At 69.8% G+C, this 17,673-nt stretch carries 19 protein-coding genes; 8 read left to right on the top strand and 11 right to left on the bottom strand.

The window, feature by feature from the left end; genetic code table 11:
* Positions 1 to 16: 16 nt before the first annotated feature.
* Positions 17 to 2,002, top strand: coding sequence for an amino acid transporter (locus ACGFY5_RS25230; RefSeq protein ID WP_392723448.1), 1,986 nt, complete (start codon positions 17 to 19; stop codon positions 2,000 to 2,002).
* Here ACGFY5_RS25230 and ACGFY5_RS25225 read toward each other — a convergent pair.
* From ACGFY5_RS25225 to ACGFY5_RS25215, 3 genes are all read right to left on the bottom strand, one after another.
* Positions 1,970 to 2,797 carry an SAM-dependent methyltransferase gene (locus tag ACGFY5_RS25225; RefSeq protein ID WP_392723447.1) on the bottom strand — a complete coding sequence of 276 codons (828 nt, stop codon included), beginning with the start codon at positions 2,795 to 2,797 and terminating at the stop codon, positions 1,970 to 1,972. The genes ACGFY5_RS25230 and ACGFY5_RS25225 overlap by 33 nt on opposite strands.
* 97 nt (positions 2,798 to 2,894) lie before the next feature.
* Positions 2,895 to 3,068 carry a CsbD family protein gene (locus tag ACGFY5_RS25220; RefSeq protein WP_392723445.1) on the bottom strand — a complete coding sequence of 58 codons (174 nt, stop codon included), beginning with the start codon at positions 3,066 to 3,068 and terminating at the stop codon, positions 2,895 to 2,897.
* Positions 3,069 to 3,162: 94 nt separating this feature from the next.
* Positions 3,163 to 4,398: an FAD-dependent monooxygenase gene (locus ACGFY5_RS25215; RefSeq protein WP_392723443.1), complete on the bottom strand. Its 1,236-nt coding sequence runs from the start codon at positions 4,396 to 4,398 to the stop codon at positions 3,163 to 3,165.
* A gap of 43 nt (positions 4,399 to 4,441) precedes the next feature.
* On the opposite strand from ACGFY5_RS25215, the gene ACGFY5_RS25210 reads away from it, so the two are divergent.
* Positions 4,442 to 5,023 carry a TetR/AcrR family transcriptional regulator C-terminal domain-containing protein gene (locus tag ACGFY5_RS25210; RefSeq protein ID WP_392723441.1) on the top strand — a complete coding sequence of 194 codons (582 nt, stop codon included), beginning with the start codon at positions 4,442 to 4,444 and terminating at the stop codon, positions 5,021 to 5,023.
* Here the strand turns inward: ACGFY5_RS25210 and ACGFY5_RS25205 are convergent.
* Both ACGFY5_RS25205 and ACGFY5_RS25200 read right to left on the bottom strand, forming a co-directional pair.
* A complete protein-coding gene (locus ACGFY5_RS25205) occupies positions 4,995 to 5,624 on the bottom strand; it encodes a trimeric intracellular cation channel family protein (protein ID WP_392723440.1) in 630 nt (209 codons plus the stop codon). The genes ACGFY5_RS25210 and ACGFY5_RS25205 overlap by 29 nt on opposite strands.
* Positions 5,625 to 5,645: 21 nt before the next feature.
* Positions 5,646 to 6,209, bottom strand: coding sequence for a TetR family transcriptional regulator (locus ACGFY5_RS25200; protein WP_392723438.1), 564 nt, complete (start codon positions 6,207 to 6,209; stop codon positions 5,646 to 5,648).
* 68 nt (positions 6,210 to 6,277) lie between these two features.
* On the opposite strand from ACGFY5_RS25200, the gene ACGFY5_RS25195 reads away from it, so the two are divergent.
* Together ACGFY5_RS25195 and ACGFY5_RS25190 are read left to right on the top strand one after the other, a co-directional pair.
* Positions 6,278 to 6,862 (top strand): hemerythrin domain-containing protein, encoded by a 585-nt coding sequence (locus ACGFY5_RS25195; RefSeq protein ID WP_392723436.1) that lies wholly within the window; start codon positions 6,278 to 6,280, stop codon positions 6,860 to 6,862.
* Positions 6,859 to 7,545: an SDR family oxidoreductase gene (locus tag ACGFY5_RS25190; protein ID WP_392723434.1), complete on the top strand. Its 687-nt coding sequence runs from the start codon at positions 6,859 to 6,861 to the stop codon at positions 7,543 to 7,545. Before ACGFY5_RS25195 ends, ACGFY5_RS25190 begins: the two co-directional genes overlap by 4 nt.
* Here the strand turns inward: ACGFY5_RS25190 and ACGFY5_RS25185 are convergent.
* Positions 7,534 to 8,160, bottom strand: a complete 627-nt coding sequence (locus ACGFY5_RS25185; RefSeq protein WP_392723433.1) for a TetR family transcriptional regulator — start codon at positions 8,158 to 8,160, stop codon at positions 7,534 to 7,536. The genes ACGFY5_RS25190 and ACGFY5_RS25185 overlap by 12 nt on opposite strands.
* 84 nt (positions 8,161 to 8,244) lie before the next feature.
* Here ACGFY5_RS25185 and ACGFY5_RS25180 point away from each other — a divergent pair, with 84 nt between their 5' ends.
* Positions 8,245 to 9,516, top strand: coding sequence for a glycosyltransferase (locus ACGFY5_RS25180; RefSeq protein WP_392723432.1), 1,272 nt, complete (start codon positions 8,245 to 8,247; stop codon positions 9,514 to 9,516).
* On the opposite strand, the gene ACGFY5_RS25175 is transcribed toward ACGFY5_RS25180, so the two are convergent.
* Positions 9,513 to 10,997: an aldehyde dehydrogenase family protein gene (locus tag ACGFY5_RS25175; protein ID WP_392723430.1), complete on the bottom strand. Its 1,485-nt coding sequence runs from the start codon at positions 10,995 to 10,997 to the stop codon at positions 9,513 to 9,515. The two genes, ACGFY5_RS25180 and ACGFY5_RS25175, sit on opposite strands and share 4 nt — an antisense overlap.
* Positions 10,994 to 12,250 carry an amidohydrolase family protein gene (locus tag ACGFY5_RS25170; RefSeq protein WP_392723428.1) on the bottom strand — a complete coding sequence of 419 codons (1,257 nt, stop codon included), beginning with the start codon at positions 12,248 to 12,250 and terminating at the stop codon, positions 10,994 to 10,996. The genes ACGFY5_RS25175 and ACGFY5_RS25170 overlap by 4 nt, the downstream gene beginning before the upstream one ends.
* 113 nt (positions 12,251 to 12,363) lie before the next feature.
* On the opposite strand from ACGFY5_RS25170, the gene ACGFY5_RS25165 reads away from it, so the two are divergent.
* From ACGFY5_RS25165 to ACGFY5_RS25155, 3 genes are read left to right on the top strand one after another with little or no spacing between them, the layout of a single operon-like run.
* Positions 12,364 to 12,960 (top strand): TetR/AcrR family transcriptional regulator, encoded by a 597-nt coding sequence (locus tag ACGFY5_RS25165; RefSeq protein ID WP_392723426.1) that lies wholly within the window; start codon positions 12,364 to 12,366, stop codon positions 12,958 to 12,960.
* On the top strand, positions 12,953 to 13,450 hold the full coding sequence (locus tag ACGFY5_RS25160; protein ID WP_392723424.1) for a hypothetical protein: 498 nt from the start codon (positions 12,953 to 12,955) through the stop codon (positions 13,448 to 13,450). Before ACGFY5_RS25165 ends, ACGFY5_RS25160 begins: the two co-directional genes overlap by 8 nt.
* 47 nt (positions 13,451 to 13,497) lie before the next feature.
* Positions 13,498 to 13,827, top strand: a complete 330-nt coding sequence (locus tag ACGFY5_RS25155; RefSeq protein ID WP_392723422.1) for a hypothetical protein — start codon at positions 13,498 to 13,500, stop codon at positions 13,825 to 13,827.
* A 47-nt stretch (positions 13,828 to 13,874) separates the two neighbouring features.
* Here the strand turns inward: ACGFY5_RS25155 and ACGFY5_RS25150 are convergent, their stop codons facing one another.
* From ACGFY5_RS25150 to ACGFY5_RS25140, 3 genes are read right to left on the bottom strand one after another with little or no spacing between them, the layout of a single operon-like run.
* The gene (locus ACGFY5_RS25150) at positions 13,875 to 14,795 is read right to left on the bottom strand and encodes an SDR family oxidoreductase (RefSeq protein WP_392723419.1); all 921 of its coding nucleotides are present in this window, start codon (positions 14,793 to 14,795) and stop codon (positions 13,875 to 13,877) included.
* Between the two features lie 54 nt (positions 14,796 to 14,849).
* A complete protein-coding gene (locus ACGFY5_RS25145) occupies positions 14,850 to 15,872 on the bottom strand; it encodes a medium chain dehydrogenase/reductase family protein (protein WP_392723418.1) in 1,023 nt (340 codons plus the stop codon).
* An 8-nt stretch (positions 15,873 to 15,880) separates the two neighbouring features.
* Entirely contained in the window at positions 15,881 to 17,632 is a 1,752-nt protein-coding gene (locus ACGFY5_RS25140; RefSeq protein ID WP_392723416.1) for a multicopper oxidase domain-containing protein, read from the bottom strand.
* Positions 17,633 to 17,673 lie beyond the last annotated feature (41 nt).

The raw sequence follows: 17,673 nt of genomic DNA, 5'->3' as shown, positions 1-17,673 counted from the left end.
GAGACCGGGACAGTTCATGGACGACACGGCCGACCACGTGGTACCCGCCGTGGTGGAGACACCGGCACCGGGCCAGCAGCCCACCAGCGGTCTCTCCCGGTGGTTACTGAAGCACCAGGTGCAGCCGGTCGGGCCCGCGGCCGGGGAGGCCCACGCCGAGCAGCACGCCTGGTGGAAGGTCATGTGCCTGACGGGCGTCGACTACTTCTCCAGTCTCGCCTACGTACCGGCGATCGCCGCGACCGCCGCCGGTGCGGTGTCTCCGCTGGCGACGCTGCTGATCGTCGCGCTGACGCTGCTGGGCATGTTGCCGATGTACCGGCGGGTGGCCAAGGAGAGCCCGCACGGCGCCGGGTCGGTCGCGATGCTCGAGGAGCTGCTGCCGTTCTGGCGCGGCAAGATCTTCGTGCTGGTGCTGCTGGGTTTCGTGTGCACGTCGTGGATCATCACGATCACGTTGTCCGCGGCCGACGCGTCACTCCACGTGCTGGAGAACCCGCACTTCCCGACGGCGTTGCACGGCCACGCCGTCGCGTTGACCGTCATCATGCTGTTGATCTTGGGCGGGGTGTTCCTGCTCGGGTTCTCCGAGGCGGTCAGCGTCGCGATTCCGCTGGTGACGGTGTTCCTGGGGCTCAACGCGGTCGTGATCGTCGTCGGTCTGGTGGACGTCGTGACGACCGACGGGGCGTGGTCGGCGTGGACGAGTGCGCTGACCGACGGAAGCGGCGGGCTGTTCTCGAACCTCGCGGTGCCGGCCATCCTCGCGTTCCCCGCCCTGGTGCTGGGCCTGTCGGGGTTCGAGACCGGCGTCAGCATGATGCCGCTGATCGCCACCGACGGCGCGGACGCCGAGCAGCGGCTGCGGTCGCGGATCCGCAATGCCCGCAAGCTACTCACCGGCGCCGCGCTGATCATGAGTGTCTACCTCCTGGCCAGCAGCTTCGTGACGACGATCCTGATCCCCGAGGCCGAGTTCGACGAGGGCGGCGAGGCCAACGGACGCGCGCTGGCGTGGCTGGCGCACGAGAAGCTCGGCGAGACGTTCGGCACGGTCTACGACATCAGCACCGTACTGATCCTGTGGTTCGCCGGTGCGTCGGCGATGGCCGGGCTGGTGAACATCGTGCCGCGCTACCTGCCCGGCTACGGCATGGCGCCGGAGTGGGGCCGGGCCGTGCGGCCGGTCGTGCTCGTCTACACGACGATCAGCGTCATTCTGACGATCGCGTTCGGCGCGGACGTCGACGCGCAGGCCGGCGCCTACGCCACCGGGATCCTGGCGATGATGGTGTCGGGTGCGTTCGCGGTGACGGTTTCCGCGGTCCGCCACGGTCGGCGACTGTCGGGCGTCGGGTTCGGTCTGCTCACCGCGGTGCTCGTGTACGCCCTGGTCGACAACGTCGTCGAGAAGCCCGACGGCATCGCGATCTCGGCGCTGTTCATCGCCGGGATCATCGTCATCTCGCTGATCTCCCGCGTCTCGCGGACCACCGAGCTGCGCGCGGACCGCATCACGTTCGACGAGACCGCGCGCCAGTTCATCACCGACACGATCGCCCACGACCACCGCATCAACCTGATCGCCAACCGCCGCCAGGCCGGCAACGCCGCCGAGTACGCGGACAAGGAACGCGAGCAGCGGGGCGACAACCCCGTGCCGGGCGGGGCGGACGTGATCTTCCTGGAGATCGCGGTGATCGACCCGTCCAGCTTCAGCAACACGCTCGAGGTGCGGGGCGTGGAGGTGGACGGGCACCGGGTGCTGCGTGCCGACGCACCGGCGGCCCCGAACGCGATCGCGGCGATCCTGCTGGCGCTGCGCGACACCACCGGCGTCCGCCCGCACTGCTACTTCGCGTGGGCCGAAGGCAGCCCGCTGGTGCACATGGTGCGCTACTTCCTGCTCGGCCGCGGGGACACTGCCCCGGTCACCCGCGAGATCCTCCGCGAAGCCGAGCCCGACCCGTCACGCCGTCCCGGCATCCACGTCGGCGCGTGAGACTTTGCGTGCCACGCCGCTGTAGACGGCCAGTTCGGTCGGGTGCGTGCCGGGTTCCGGGCGCCACAGCGGATTCGAGACGACGCCCGGCTCGACCAGCTCCAAGCCGTCGAAAAAGGCGGTGATCTGTTCGACGGTCCGCAGCGTGTAGTCGACAGCACCCTCGCTCTGGGCAGCCTCCGCCGCGTCGTCGTTCCGCGGGGTGGTGATGGTGTCGTTGATCGCGAGGTAACTACCGGGCGCCAGCGCGTCGACGATCGTGCGCACGACGTCTGCGGGACCCTCCTCGTCCGAGATGTGCCCCAGGATGCCGATCATCATGACCGCGACCGGGCGGGAGAAATCCAGCGTGGCCGCAGCGGCCCGCAGAATCGTCTTCGGGTCCCGCGCGTCGGCGTCGACGTAGTCGGTAGCGCCTTCCGGACTGCTGGTCAGCAACGCACGGGCGTGCACCAGCACCAACGGATCGTTGTCGACGTACACGACCCGGGAGTCGGGCGCGATGCGCTGGGCCACTTCGTGCGTGTTGTTGGCCGTCGGAAGTCCGGGCCCGATGTCGAGGAACTGGCGGATCCCGGCCTCACCGGCCAGGAACCCCACGGCACGCGCGAGGAACTGACGACCGGCCCGGGCGAACTCGGCCATCTCCGGCTGCTGCGCGACGATGGCGTCGGCGGCAGTGCGGTCCGCGGCGAAATTGTCCTTACCGCCGAGCAGGTAGTCCCACATCCGCGCACTGGCCGGCTGATCGGTGCGTAAGCGGGCCTGCAGGTCAAACTTGGGGCCACTGGTCATTCGTCTGCCTCCCGGGTCGGCTGAAGACCATCCTGCAACGATCAGCATAGTGACGGTCTCTCAGCCGACCCGGTTCAGCGTCGGTAGTGGAGGTCGATCAGGACTTGAAGACGTCCTTGATCTTCTCGCCGGCCTGCTTGAGGTTGGCGCCGGCCTGGTCGCCCTTGCCTTCGGCTTCCAGGTCCGGGTTGTCGGTCGCCTTGCCGGCGCCCTCCTTGACCTTGCCGCCGATCTCTTCGGCCTTGTTGTTCAGCTTGTCGTCGGCGCCCATAGGTGTGGCCTCCCTCTGCTGGCCTCGCGTTCTGCGAAGCACACACCATGGGCTACCCCGCGCCGCCGTATCCACGCCCTTGACGTGACCCTCCTCACCCTGAGAGAGCGAAGTGCCCGTCCGGCCGCACGACGCCCAGATCCGTGGTGACGTGCTGTCCGGTGCGCAGCGCAGCGAACAGACCGTCCCGGTCCGGCACGCGCCGACCCGACGCGTACGCCACGCTCAACCCCGACAGCCGCTCCGCCAGCTCCCGCGACAGATCCGGCGCGATCGCGATCATCTCGCTGAGCACCGACCGCAACGCCTGCCCTTCGGCCGAGTACGCGTTGATCAGCGCGGTCTGCGCCCGCGTGTGCCGCAGCAGCTCCGCACCGACCGGGTGACGCTCCTCGTGATACGTATCGAGCAGGCTCTCGTCGGCTCGGCCGGTGACCACTGCGGCGAGTTTCCAGCCCAGGTTGTGCGCGTCCTGAATGCCGACGTTCATGCCGACGCCACCGGTCGGGAAGTGCATGTGGGCAGCGTCGCCGGCAAGTAACACGTTCCCCCGACGGTACGAAGCTGCCTGCCGGGTCGCGTTGCCGAAGCGGGACAGCCACACCGGGTCGCGCATGCCGAAGTCGGTGCCAGCGATGCGTCGCACTGTCGCGCGGAATTCGTCGAACTGCAGTTCACCGGGGCGGTCGCCGACCGGATCGCCGCCGACGAACCGGTGGATCCCGCCGGGCAGCGGCACGATCATCAGGCCGCCCTCGACGCCGGCGATGCTGGCGAAGCCGCGCTCGGGCGGGGCGTCGAGCACGACGTCGCCGAGCCAGCCCCAGGTGGTGGCGTCGGTGCCGGGGAAGTCGATGCCGGCGGCTTCCCGCACCGTGCTGCGCACACCGTCACACCCGACGATGTACCGCGCCTCGATCACGCTGCCGTCGGCCAATTCCACGCCGGCCGCCGCGAGACCGACAACCGAACAACCCCGCCGAACGGTTGCGCCCAGAGAGACGGCGCGCGCCTCGAGCAGCTCCTCGGTCCGCGCCTGCACCAGCGCGAGCGTGAACGGATACGGCGTATCGAGCACCGAGAAGTCCATCCGATCCGGCAGCGCTCCGAAGTGTCCGTTCGGGATACGCAACCCTTCGGCCAGGAACGGCTCGACGACACCCCGGCAGTCGAAGATCTCGATCGTGCGCGGATGAATCGTCAGCGCCTTCGAGTTTGGATCCCGCTGGGCGCGCGCCTCCACGACCGTGACGGTTGCCCCACCGAGCCGCAGCTCACCGGCCAACCACAGACCGGTCGGCCCGGCCCCGACAACAACGACATCCACCATGCCTCATCCTCCTTGGTCACTGACCAAGTACTAGACTAGGTCAGTGACCAAGAGTCAAGAGGACGTCGTTCGAGCGGCAATCCACGTCCTGAACCAGAAGGGGGCCTCGGCGGTCTCGATGCGCACGATCGCCGACCGGCTCGGCGTCCGGATGAACACCGTCCTGTGGCACGCCAAGAGCAAAGCCCGGCTGATGGAGCTGATGGCCGACGCGATCGTCGCCGGCGCCTCACTCGAGGACCTACCGGAACACTGGCGCGACCGCGCCGCCGAGCTCATGCGCCGCTACCGCCGCGCCATGCTCGCTCACCGCGACGGCGCGATCGTCGTCAGCGGCACGTACGCGGCCGAACCGGCGACGCTGGACTTCGCCGAGGCGCTGGTCGGCGCCCTGCTCGAGGGCGGATTGCCGGAAAAAGAAGCCGTCTGGACCTGCTGGAGCCTCGTCTACCTGACGCTCGGCCTCACCCAGGAGGAACAGGCACAGGTCATCCGACCTCTCGACGTCGGTCCGCGCCCCGCGCTCCAACGCACCACGCCGAACCTGCTCGAGGAATCCTTCGACGAGCGCTTCGAGTTCGCCGTCGCGAAACTGCTCACCGCCGACGCGGCGTCGGGGCGTTGACCTGGTACTTCCACCCGATCAGCCGGACGACGATGCACACCAGCGCCCCCAGCACCGTGAACACCGCGCTGGTGCTCCCGACGCGGTGCGCGACGACGACGACCGCGGCCCCGAGGAGCGCCGGAACGGCGTACAGCCCCTCCCGGAGCACGGCCGGAACCTCGCGGAGCAGGACGTCACGCAGCATTCCGCCGCCGATCCCGGTCACCGCACCGAGGATGATCGCCTGGATCGGGCCGAGGCCGAACTGCAGCGCCTTGCTCGCCCCGGTCACCGCGACCAGACCGAGGCCGAGGGCGTCGAAGATCGTGACGCTCGACTCCGCCCGCTCCAGCAGATGGCCACCGAAGAAACACACCAGCCCGGCCGCCGCGGCGGCCACCAGGTAGCGCCAGTCGCGGAACGTGGCCGGCGGTGTCCCGATCAGCACGTCGCGAACGATTCCGCCGGTCATCGCGACGACCGTCGCCAGCACGACGACGCCGAACAGGTCGAGGTTCGCGCGCACTGCGGCCAGTCCCCCGCTGAGTCCGAACACGAACGTCCCCAGCAGGTTGAGGCTGAGGATGAGCAGGGGGCTCGCACTTCCGCTGATGTCCATTGACCAGCAGCGTAAGGGGGCTCAGCCGAACAGAATGCTCCGCAGTATCCGGGCGAGATGCGTGGTCAACTGCTCCGGCGGCATCGACGCCAACGGCTCGGTGCGCGCGATGTGACGCACGAACGCGACCCCGATCATCTGCGCTCCGACGAGCGTGACCCGGGCGTCCAGATCGTCGACCGGCAGGCCGCGCAGAACGGACCCGTAGACGTCGATGCTGTGTTCCTGCATCGCGGCGAGCAGGCTGGCCGCGGTGCGCTCGTCGGAGGCCGCGCTGCGGATCAGGATGATGAGCGGATCCGTCGTCGCACCGGCCTCCATGCGTTGCACGAACCCCTGCGCGAGCCGTTCCGGCAGGGTTTCCGGATCACCCACGGCGACGCTCGCCAAGTCGCTGTTGCCGGGCACCGCGGCGAGGAACAGCCGCTCCTTGGACGCGAACTGCTGCGTGATCAGCCCGTGGGTGACCCCGGCGCGGCGCGCGATCTCCCGGAGCGTCGTACCGGAGTAGCCACGCTCGCCGAACGCCTCCCGGGCCGCCGCCAGGATCGCCGCCCGATGCCCCTCGGGGTCACGCCTGCTCATCAGTCCCCTTTGCACGGTGAGTTAATATCCAACTGGATATTAGCCGAGCCACCTACCGGAGAACACTCGTGAGCCAAGCAATTGCCGAGACCCGGCTGCTCCACAAGATGCATCGCGCGGCAACGTCGTTGCTGGCCGATGCCGCCCAGCGGCCCAGCAGCCCGCACGATGCACTCACCGAGTTACGCGACTTCACCGTCGCGGCGCTGCGGCACCACCACGAGAGCGAGGACGACGTCCTCTGGCCACAGCTCCTCGCGGCCGGCGCCACCCTGACCGACTTCCACGAAGAACACGATGCGCTGGACGCCGCCCTCGGCCAACTCGCAGACGCACCCGTCCCCAGCGCACAGCTGGCCACGGCCGCCACCGAGGTACGCAACCTCGTCCACGAGCACCTCGAACACGAGGAGCCCGTGCTGTTCCCCGCGCTGGCCGCCCACATGCCCGACGAGACGTGGGCCCCGTTCGCGCGGTCGGTGATCGCGTCCTCCCCGCCCGTCGGCGCCCACCTCAACATCGGCTTCTTCGAACGGGTCGGAACCCCGGACGAACTCGCGGCCGTCGCGGCGAACATGCCGCCGGCTGCCCTCGAAGCCTTCCCCGTCCTGCGTGAGCAGGCCAACCGCACCCTGGAGAGCCTGAGCGCATGACCACCACGATCGTGATCGGCGGCAGCGGCGGAGTCGGCCGCGTGATCGCCCGGCGCTTCGCCGAGCGCGGCGACGACGTCGTCATCACCAGTCGCGACAAGGCGACCGCCGAGGCCGCCGCCGCCGAGGTCGGCCCCCGCACCGGAACGCTGACGCTCGACCTCGCCCGGCCCGAGACGCTCGACGCCTCACTGGCGTCCGTGCGCGAGGTCGACAACCTGATCATCACCGCCGTCGGCCAGGCACCCAACACGCTCGCGAACCTGAACGTGCCCGACGCGATCGCCGCGGTGACGATGAAGCTGGTCGGGTACGCGGAAGCCGTCCGCGTGCTGCGCGACCGGTTCACCCCGGGCGCCGCCGTCGTGCTGTTCGGCGGGCTCGCCAAGGAGCGCCCGTACCCCGGTTCGACGATCGTGACGACGTTCAACGCCGGCATCACCGGGCTGGTGAAGACGCTCGCGCTGGAGATCGCGCCGCACCGCGTCAACGCGCTGCACTCGGGCCTGATCGGTGACAGCCCGAAGTGGCGGGACGTGCCGAACCCGCCCCACGCCGACCGGACGCCGATCGGGCGCCTGGTCACGATGGCCGAGGTCGCCGACGCCACCGAATTCCTGCTCCGCAACACCGGGATGAACGCCCACGACCTCTACGTCGACGGCGGCATCCTAGCCACGTAGCAGTTCCAGGTACCGCTCGACCAGCCACTCCTGGTACTGCGCGGGCGTCCAGCCGGCGTGCGTCACCATGAGCGTGTAGGTGCTCGGGTGGGAGGCGGTCCAACCCAGGTCGACGGTGCGGACCAGGTCCACGGGCGCCGGACAGAGCCCCCAGTCGACGAACCGCTGGAACAGTTTGATCCCCTCGCTGCGCATGTCGGCGATGCGCTGGGCGAACGCGGCGGCGAGCGCCGCATCGGTGTTGGCGCCTTCGAGGAAGGCGGTCCAGAGGCCGACAGCGCGCCGGTTCGCGCCCACCACCGCAGCCACGACGTCCTCGACGACGTCCCGGAGCGTGGCCCCGGGCGGTGGTGAGGCGAGGTCGGGACGGTCGAAGAGCGGCGTGCCGTCGGTCAGGCCGCTCAGCGTCATCTCCAGCGCCCGCAGGAAGACGTCGGACTTCGACCCGAGGCTGTACATCGTGTCCATCGAGACACCGGCGGCGGTGGCGAGCTGCCGCATCGACGTCGCGGCGTAGCCCTGCGTGGCGAAGAGCGGCGCGGCCGCCAGACAGATCCGGACCTTCGTCTCCTCGGCCTGCTGCTCCCGGGCCGGGGAGCGGTAGGTGCGGGCCACGGGCCTCCTTTCGCGACTTGCGTCCATAGTCTACGGTTTCTAATTGACCAGAACAACGTTACGCTCAATTGAGGAGATCTTGTCGTGAGTCGTGTGATCGTGGCTTCTGTCCCCCTGGCAGGTCACGTCTTCCCGATGATCCAGATCGCCGGTGACCTCGTCGCCGCCGGCCACGACGTCACCGTCGTCACCGGCGAGCGTTTCACCGACTTGGCCGAGCGCGCGGGCGCCCGGATGCGTCCGCTGTCCGGCAAAGCCGCTTTCGACGACCGGCGCCTGAACGAGCTGTTCCCCGCGCGCGTCTCCCTGCCGCCCGGCCCGGCGATGCTCGTGCACGACTTCTCGCACGTCTTCGGCGATCCGATCCCGGACCAGCACGCGCTGCTCCAGGAGTTACTGGCCGAGGACCCGGACAGCGTGGTCGTCGGCGACCTGATGTTCCTCGGCGTGCTGCCGTCGATGCACGGAGCCGGAATCCGTCCCCGGCGCTGGATCTCGGTGGGCATCACGCCGGTCTACTACCCGAGCGACGACACCACGCCGTTCGGCCCGGCGCCCGCACCGGACGGCACCGACCAGGTCGAGGCCAACCGCGGGTTCAACGCCGGTCTGGCCGGCGCGGTGTCCGGTGCCAGCCAGTACATCGAGGACATCGTGCACAGCGTCGGCGGCACAGGCCTGTCGTTCCCGAACATCTTCGCGTCGCTCTACCACGAGCCCGACGTGCTCGCGCAACTCACCGTTCCGGAGTTCGAGTTCCCGCGCTCGGACCTGCCGGAGGGTCTGATCCAGTTCGTCGGCCCGCTGACGCCTGCCGTGCCGGAGGGCTGGGAGCCGCCGGCCTGGTGGCCCGAGCTGGACGGCACGCGGCCGGTCGTCGTCGTGAGCCAGGGGACGCTGGCCAACGGGGACCTGTCCGAACTGATCGAGCCGACGCTCGAGGCGCTCGCCGACCAGGACGTCCTGGTCGTGGCCGCACTCGGCCGCCCGATCGCGGACCTGGACGTCGAGGTGCCGGCCAACGTCATCGTCGAGGAGTTCGTGCCGTTCTCCCAGCTGCTGCCGCGGGCGGACGTCTTCGTCACGAACGGCGGGTACGGCTCCACGCAGCAGGCTCTCGCCGCCGGTGTCCCGGTCGTGGTGGCCGGCGAGACCGAGGACAAGCCGTCGACGGCGGCCCGCGTCGGCCTGCTGGAACTGGGCGTCGACCTGCACACCCAGCGGCCGAAGCCCGACCAGATCACCGAAGCGGTCCGCCACCTCCTGGACACCGCGTCCTACCGCGAACGGGTCACCCGCGTCGCCGAGGCGTACCGGAAGGTGGACGGACCGCGCATGATCCGTGATCTGATCTAGACGGGCAGCCCCAGGGTCTTGATCTCCAAGTACTCCTGGAACCCGTGCAGGCCGTTGCGGCGCCCGAGCCCGCTCTGCTTCGTGCCGCCGAAGGGACTGGTCAGCCCGAACGACTGTCCGCCGTTGATGTTGGCGCTGCCGGTGCGCAGCCGCAGCGCCACCGTCAGCGCCCGGTCCTCGTCCGCGCTGCTGACCTGACCGGCCAGACCGTAGATCGAGTTGTTCGCGATCGTGATCGCCTCGTCGTCGGTGTCGAACGGGGTGACGGTCAGCACCGGGCCGAAGATCTCCTCCTGCGCCACGCGGGCGTCGGGGTCGACGTCGGCCAGCAGCGTCGGCTGCACGTAGTAGCCGACCGGAAGGTCGGACGGGACACCGCCGCCGGTGACCAGCCGGGCGCCGGACGCGATGCCGTCGGCGATCAGGCCGAGCACCTTCGCGCGCTGGCCCTGGCTGATCTGCGGGCCCTGCATGTTCTTCGGGTCCCAGGGGTCACCGACCGGGAAGCCCTCCATCGTCGCCTGCAGGATCGCGAGTCCCTCGTCGTAGCGGGACCGCGGCAGCAGGATCCGGCTGGGTAACACGCAGCTCTGACCGGACATGATGCACGCCAGCATCGCTGCCATCGGCAGCGCCGCGGTCAGGTCGGCGTCGTCCAGCACGATGTGCGCGGACTTCCCGCCGAGCTCCAGCAGCGTCCGTTTCACCGTCGACGCTCCGGCGGCGAGGATCGCGCGGCCGGTCGCGGTGGAGCCGGTGAACGTGATCATGTCGACGCGCGGGTCGGCCGACAGGGCGGCGCCGACCTCGTTGGCGTTCGAGACGACGACGTTGAACACCCCGGCCGGGATGTCGGTCTCCTCGGCGACGATCCGGCCCAGCTCGCTGCCCGCCCAGGGGGTGAGCTGGGCCGGCTTGAGCACGACCGTGTTGCCGGCCATCAGCGCGGGCACGGTCTCGGCGACGTTGAGGTAGAACGGCACGTTCCACGGGGTAATCGCACCGACGACACCGACCGGGTCGTAGTGCAGCAGCCGCCGCGACGGCCCGGCCAACGACTGGTGCACGCCGGTGTCCTGCAGGTACTCGAAGTTCCGGCCGATCTCGGCCCAGTGGGCGACCTCGTCGATCGGGCTCTCGATGTGGCTGCCGGTCATGCTGACCGGGCAGCCGACCTCGGTCACCGTGATCCGCCGCAGTCGTTCCTTGTTGCGTTCCAGAGCGGTGTGCAGCTGGGTGAGGCAGTGGTAGCGGAACTCGACGTCGCGCGACCATTCGGTGGTGTCGAACGCGCGCCGTGCGGCGGCGACCGCGCGGCCCAGATCCTCGACGGTGCCGTCGGTGGCCCGCCCGGCGACCTCCTCGGTCGCCGGGTGCACGACGTCGAACGTCGCACCGCTGCCGGTCAGCTGCAGCTCACCGTCGATGAGCATCCGCTCGTCGCCGGCGAGCACCCCGCTGTCGGTCTCCGTGGTCGTCATCGCGACGCGGCCTCGTACATCTTCGCCCACTCGGCGCGGGGCCGGATCGAGACGTCCACATCGGTGGCGGTGGCGCGCAGGGCGCCGACAGTGGCGTCTTCTGCCGAGATGTGCTTGAACGGGTCCCAGCCGAAGAACCGGGCGCTGTTCTGCCAGGTGATCATGTTGATCTCTTCGTCGTTCACGCCGGCGTTGTTCATCTCGTTGAGCACGAACTCCGGCGCGTTCGGGAAGATCGAGTCCGAGTGCGGGTAGTCGCACTCCCACGCGATCGTCTCGATGCCGATCTCGTGCCGGTTCTTCAGCGCCGCCGGGTCGGTGACGTAACACGCCAGCGAGTGGGCCTTGAACACCTCGCTGGGCAGCGAGCCACCGAAGTCGCGGCGCAACCAGCGCTGGTTCGTGTAGTGCCGGTCGCTGCGGTCGAGGTAGAACGGGATCCACCCGATACCCGCCTCCGACCAGGCGATCTTCAGGTCGGGGAATGTCCGCATGGCCGGGCCCCACAGCAGGTCCTGCGCCGCCAGCACCGACACCTGGGTGGCCAGGATGATCATGTTGTCGATCGGCGCACCCGGGGTGAGCTTCAACGCGCCGAGGCCCGCGCCGATGTGCAGGCACATCACGGTGCCGGTGTCGCTGCAGGCCTGGAACACCGGGCCCCAGTAGTCCATGTCGTGGTACGACGGCACACCCTGCAGGTGCGGCAACTCCGGCATCGTCACCGCGCGTACGCCCTTGGCCGAGAGCCGGTGGATCTCCGAGACCATCTGCTCCTGGTTCCACACCGGCGAGATGCCGATCGGGATCATCCGGCCCGGGTAGGCCGCGCACCACTCGTCGACGTGCCAGTCGTTGTAGGCCTGCAGCATCGCGAACGCGAGGTCCTTGTCCGGGGCCTTCTGGAAGAAGCCGGCGGAGAAGCCCGCGAACGTCGGGAAGCACATCGACGCGAGGATGCCGTTGCGGTCCATGTCGCGGATACGCGAGTGGATGTCGTAGGCGCCCGGCCGCATCTCGGCGTAGCCGGCGGGGTCCATGCCCCACTCCTCGGCCGGCCAGCTGACCACGGCGTTCAAGCCCATCGTGCCCATCGACGCGCCCTGGAACATCCAGGTGTCGTTGCCCTGCTCGTTCTTGACGACCTTCGGAGCCTCGTCCTTGTACTTCTCCGGGACGTGGCCCTCGAACATGTCGGGGGGCTCGACGACGTGGTCGTCGATGCTGATCAGGGTCATGTCCTCGATGCGCATGATTCCCTCTCTTTACCGTAAGCATGCTTTTACAGTAAGCATTTCCGGACCGTAGCAAGAGTGTGGCAGACTCTGCCAGTGTTCGACAGAGACTGACTCCCGGAGGGTGCGGCGTGAGCTTCCGTACGCAGACCGCCAACGCCCGCCGCGAAGCCGGGCGCGACCTGATCACCGCGCAGGCAGTGGAGCTCTTCGAGAACAAGGACTACGACGACATCACGGTCGCGGACCTGGCCGCCGCCGCGGAGATCTCCGAGCGCACCTTCTACCGCTACTTCGCCTCCCGCGACGACGTGCTGATCGCGTTCGGCGTCCAAGGCGGGTCCCGCATCCCCGACCAACTGGCCGCGCGACCGGCCGACGAAGCGCCCCTCCAGGCGCTGATCCACGCGTTCGCCCACCGCAACGCGGCCGCGCAGGAACACTCCCGGGCCTGGAACGCGATCGTCGGGCGCCTCCCGTCGAAGTACGCGTTCATCGGCGAGGCGGTCGGCCGGCGCCTGCAGAAGATGATCCAGCCGGTCCTGCGTCAGCGGCTCTCCGCCGAGCAGATCGAGCGCGGCGACGACGTCCTGCTGCTCGGCCTCGCGTGGACGATCGTCACCAGCGCGAACCACAGCATCACCTACACCGAACCGCTCGTCCTCGAAGCCGCCGCCCGCGCCCGGGAGGCCTTTCTGGCGATGGACCCTGGAGGAACCCGTGACTGAAGCGTCGTACACCCCGACCGACGAGCAGGCCCGCGCCGTCGGCCGGTACGTGCTGACCTACTCGATGGTGATCGACGCGCTGCGCTGGCGGATCCAGGTCATGGCCGACCGGTTGGACGAGAAGCCGGAGTCCGACGACCTGGTCACGGAGTTCAGCCGCCTCACCCGCAAATACAAGGACGATCTCCGGATCGACGCCCTGCTGGAGTCGATCGAGACCGAGCTGACCGCCGCGTTCGCGACCCGGGAGGCCCAGGCGCACGGCGACTGGCTCACCGGGTACGCCCGGATCGACCCGGCGATCGGCGTCGAGGCCCGCCAGCAGCCGTCGCTCACGCACCTGAGCATCGCCGAGCTCAACGAGGCCTCCGACCGCTTCGAGGCGCTCGAGCGCGTCTTCCGCATGTGGATGCACGCGATCAGCCCGCTCACCGGCGACCTCGGCGCGTCCCCGTACTTCAAGATCGTCGACGGAACCGTGCGCTGCTGAGCCCCACCGCGCGGGTACCGGCGGGGTGCCGGGCCTAGGGTCGAGCCATGACCGATGACGACCGGGGACGCCGTTCGGCGAGCAAGCGGCGCCGGGGTGGCGAGATCAACGCCCTGGCCGGGCAGCTGGCCCGCGCCTCGTCGCTCGTCGCCGGCCGCGACTGGGACGCGATGGTCGACGAGGAGCGGGCCGAGTGGATGGCGGCCTGGCAACCGATCGCACTGTCGATGCGCGCCCGCCGGGCCCTGCCCCTGTCGGACCGCGAGATCACCACGATCGCCGAAACCCAGCACCGCATCGCGCCCACCGCGTCCGGGCCACCGTCCCGGGGACTTGCCGAGGCCGCCCAGATGGTCGTCGACCTGCGCGTCCGGTAGTGACCCGCAGATGGAACCCGAGCGTGAATCGCGGAGCCCAGGGCACGTCAGGCGTGATCGGCCAGGAACGAGACACCGGTGAGCTTCTCGGAGATCTCCCAGCTGCGGCGGGCGTCGTCCTCGCTGCGCAAGCGCGAGTAGATCTCCTGCTCGGCGGGCGGGCCGGAGATGTGCCCGAGTCCGCGGGGGCCGTAGAACCGGCCACCGCGTGAGTCCGGGGACGTCGCCGCCAGCAGGGCAGGCAGCGCTCCCGACTCGGGCGTACCCGCGAGACCGAGGCGGGCCAGCACCCGGATCAGCCGTACCGCGCCCGAGTCCTTGGCCCGGCTCACCTCCGGACGCGCGGCCAGCAGGTTCGTCGGTGCGACCCCGGGGTGGGAGATGTTGCTGGTGATCCCCCAGCCCGCGGCCCGGCTGCGCCGGTCCAGCTCGAGCCCGAACAGCCCGAACGCGATCTTCGACGAGCTGTACGCGTCGCGCCCCACGTAGGAGCGCTGCCAGTTCAGGTCGTCCCAGTGGATCGCCCCGGCGTTCGCCGCGACGCTCAGCTGGGACGTCACCCGGGCGTTCCCCGCGCGCAGCAGCGGCAGCAGGTGGGCGACCAGCGCGAAGTGCCCCAGGTGATTGCTGCCGAACTGCAGCTCGAAGCCGTCAGCGGTGGTCTGCCGGGTCGGCGGGGTCATCACGCCCGCGTTGTTGATCAGGATGTGGATCGGGCGGCCCTCGCCGCGCAGCGTGGAGCCCAGCGCGGCGACGGACGCCAGCGACGACAGGTCCAGGTCCCGCAGCGAGACGTCCCCGGCGATCCTCGCGACCGCCGCCTCGCCCTTCCGCCGGTTGCGGACCGGCATGACGACCTCGGCTCCGGCCGCAGCGAGCCGCGTCGCGATGTGGAACCCGAAGCCGTCGCTGGCGCCGGTCACGACGGCGAGTTTCCCGGTCAGGTCAGGAACAGTGAATGTGCTCATGCACTTCAGGCTGCACCTCGTCGCGCAGGCTATCCACGGCCTGACGATCCGAGGCTACTGAGTCAGGATCACCTTCCCGGCGACCGTGCGGGACTCGGCGAGGGCCAGCGCCTCCGCGGCGCGGTGCAGCGGGATCCGCGCCGCGACGTGCGGAACGACCACCCCGTCGGCCAGGAGACCGAACACCGCGGTGAGGTCCTCGCTCAGCTTCTGCCGGAACGTCGCCGGCCGCCGGCGACCGGACCAGAAGTTGTAGAAGTGCGCGCTCCGCGCAGTGGGCGAGCTGTTCCACATCGCGATCTGGGCGTAGATCTTCACGTACGGCAGCTGCGGCGACCCGGAGTCGTCCTTCGACGCGGCCGCACCGTAGGACACCAACGTCCCGCGCTTGTTCAGCATCCGCCACGACTGCCTCAGCCCGGCCCCGCCGACGTGGTCGAACACCGCGTCGACGCCGGACGGCGCGAGGTCGGCGATCCGGCGGAACATGGCCGGGTCCCGGTAGTCGACAGCTGTCGCGCCCAGCTTCTCCACCGTCTCGAAGTGCCGCGCCGACGCCGTGCCGATGACGTTGATGCCGGCGTGCCGCGCCAGCTGCACGAGCGTCGACCCGACTCCCCCGTTCGCGCCGAGCACCACGATCGTCTGCCCGGCCCGAACCTTCGCGACCCGGAACAGCATCTGGCGCGCGGTCACGCCGTTGACCACGACGGTCTCGGCTTCTGCGGGATCGACGCCGTCCGGCACGGCCACGAGATCGGCGGCGTCGACCAGGATGTGGCTGGCCCAGCCGCCGACCTTCGTGACGACTGCGAACCGGCGGCCGACGATCACGGGATCCACGCCCGGGCCGGGCTCGACCACCGTGCCCACCGCGTCGTAGCCCGGCACGAACGGGAACGCCGGCTGCCCGTAATACCGCCCCAGCCGCATCTGCTGCTCGGCGAACGACACACCCGTGGCGTCGACCTGCAGGAGCACGTGGCCCGCCGCAGGCGCCGGCAGTTCACGCGTGCGGATCTGCAGACCGCTCGGCTCGACGATGCCGGGCAGTACGACCTCGGTCACAAGGGTCACGGGAATTCCTATTCCGGAGAGTGGTCGGCCGTGAACGGCGTGCTGACGCCCAGGTACGCGAGGTGCAGGATCATGCCGTTCGCGCCGTGTTGGAAGTTGTGGCAGTGGTCCATCCAGATGCCGGGGTTGTCCGCGACGAACTCGACCTCGTACACGTCACCGGTGTCGACGTCGAGCGTGTCGGTCCACCAGGGACTGCCCGTGGCCGCGTCGCCGTTGCGCGAGATCACGCGCACCCGGTGTCCGTGCAGGTGGAACGGGTGCACGATCGTGCTGCGGCTGACGATGCGGATCTTCACCCGGTCGCCCTCGGCCACTTCCAGTGGCGGCACGGCGGGCCACAGCCGCCCGTTGATCAGGCTGCTGACGTAGGACAGCCGGCCCTCGCTGAACCCGAATCCGTCGTCCAGGCGCAGGTCGAACGTGCGCTGGTAGTCGCCTTTCGGCGCCGGTCCCCCGGTTCCGTACGTCAGCGGGTCGAACTGCCCGCTGCCCGACGTCGATACGGGACTGGCCTTGCCGTCTTGGCTGAACGTGAGGGTGGATCCGCCGACGGCCACTGTCACCGCGCCGGACGGCATCGTGAACTCGACGTCGTAGCGCCCACCGGCCGCGAGCGTGAGTTCGGTGCCCGGCTCGAGCGGCGTGGCGCCCTCGACCGGATTGCCGTCGATCGCCGCGACCCGGAACTTCGTGCCGCCGACCAGCACGCGCTGCGGCTCCCGGGAACTGTTCACCGTCCGCAGCCGCACCTCGCGGCCCGCCGCAACGGCCTGCTTCCCGGGCCCGGTCAGCGTGACGTCGGCCCCGGGGTACAGGTGCGTGAACGTCGTCCGCTCCACGCCGTCGAACGGCTGCTCTTCTACGACAAAAGCTCCGAACAGCCCTTTCTCGACGTTGTGCAAGCCGTCGCTGTGGGTGTGGTACCAGAACGATCCGGCCCGGTCGGGGACGAACCGGTACACGTGCTTCTGCCCCGGCTGCACGGCGTCCTGCGTAACGCCCGGCACGCCGTCCTCCGCGTTGGGCACGTCGACGCCGTGCCAGTGCACGGTGACGCCCTCCGCGACGTCGCGGTTGACCAGCGTGACCTCGACGAGCTGGCCCACCTTCGCGCGGATCTCCGGACCCGGCGAGGTCCCGTTGAACGTGAGGCGGTCCCCGGTGCGGGCGGCGGTCAACGTCAGCCGGACGTCCGGCGTCCCGGTCTTCGGACCGGTGAGTTGGGCGACGCTGCGCTCACCGCCTCCGCCGTGCTGGTGACCGCCCGCGGACGCGCTCGCCTGGCCCGCGACCAGCAGCGTCACGGCCGGGACCAGCAGGAACGCCGCGACCGTCCACGGCAGGCGCGCGACCCGGGACTCCGAGCGCCCGACCGCCGTCGAGACGACGCCGATCAGCGCGAGCGCCAACGCGGACCCGCCGAGGATCGCGGCGGCGTCGGAGGGCGGGAACGGGGTGAGCAGCCACCACACGGACAGCGCACCGGCGGCCGCGCTGACGTTGGCCGCCACCCGGCTGGGCTTCCACACCGCCCAGGCCGCGGGTAAGAGTGCCAGCGGCACCTGCACGGTGAGCCGCGAATCGGCCAGCACGAAGCCGCCGCTGAACGCCAACCCGAGGGCCATCAGGAGGCGCCCGGCCGCGAGCACCGCGAGGATCCACAGCCAGCGGCGGGTCGCCCTGATGCCGGCGATCGGCGCGGCGATCAGCGTCAGGACGGCCAGCGTCAGATCGATGTAGAGGAGAATCGCTTGCACCGCACCACGGTGCAGTTTCTGGACGCGAACTCGCATCGGCA

Source organism: Cryptosporangium sp. NPDC048952 (assembly GCF_043197895.1).
Taxonomy (GTDB): Bacteria; Actinomycetota; Actinomycetes; order Mycobacteriales; family Cryptosporangiaceae; genus Cryptosporangium.
This window is presented reverse-complemented; position numbering and strand designations above follow the sequence as displayed.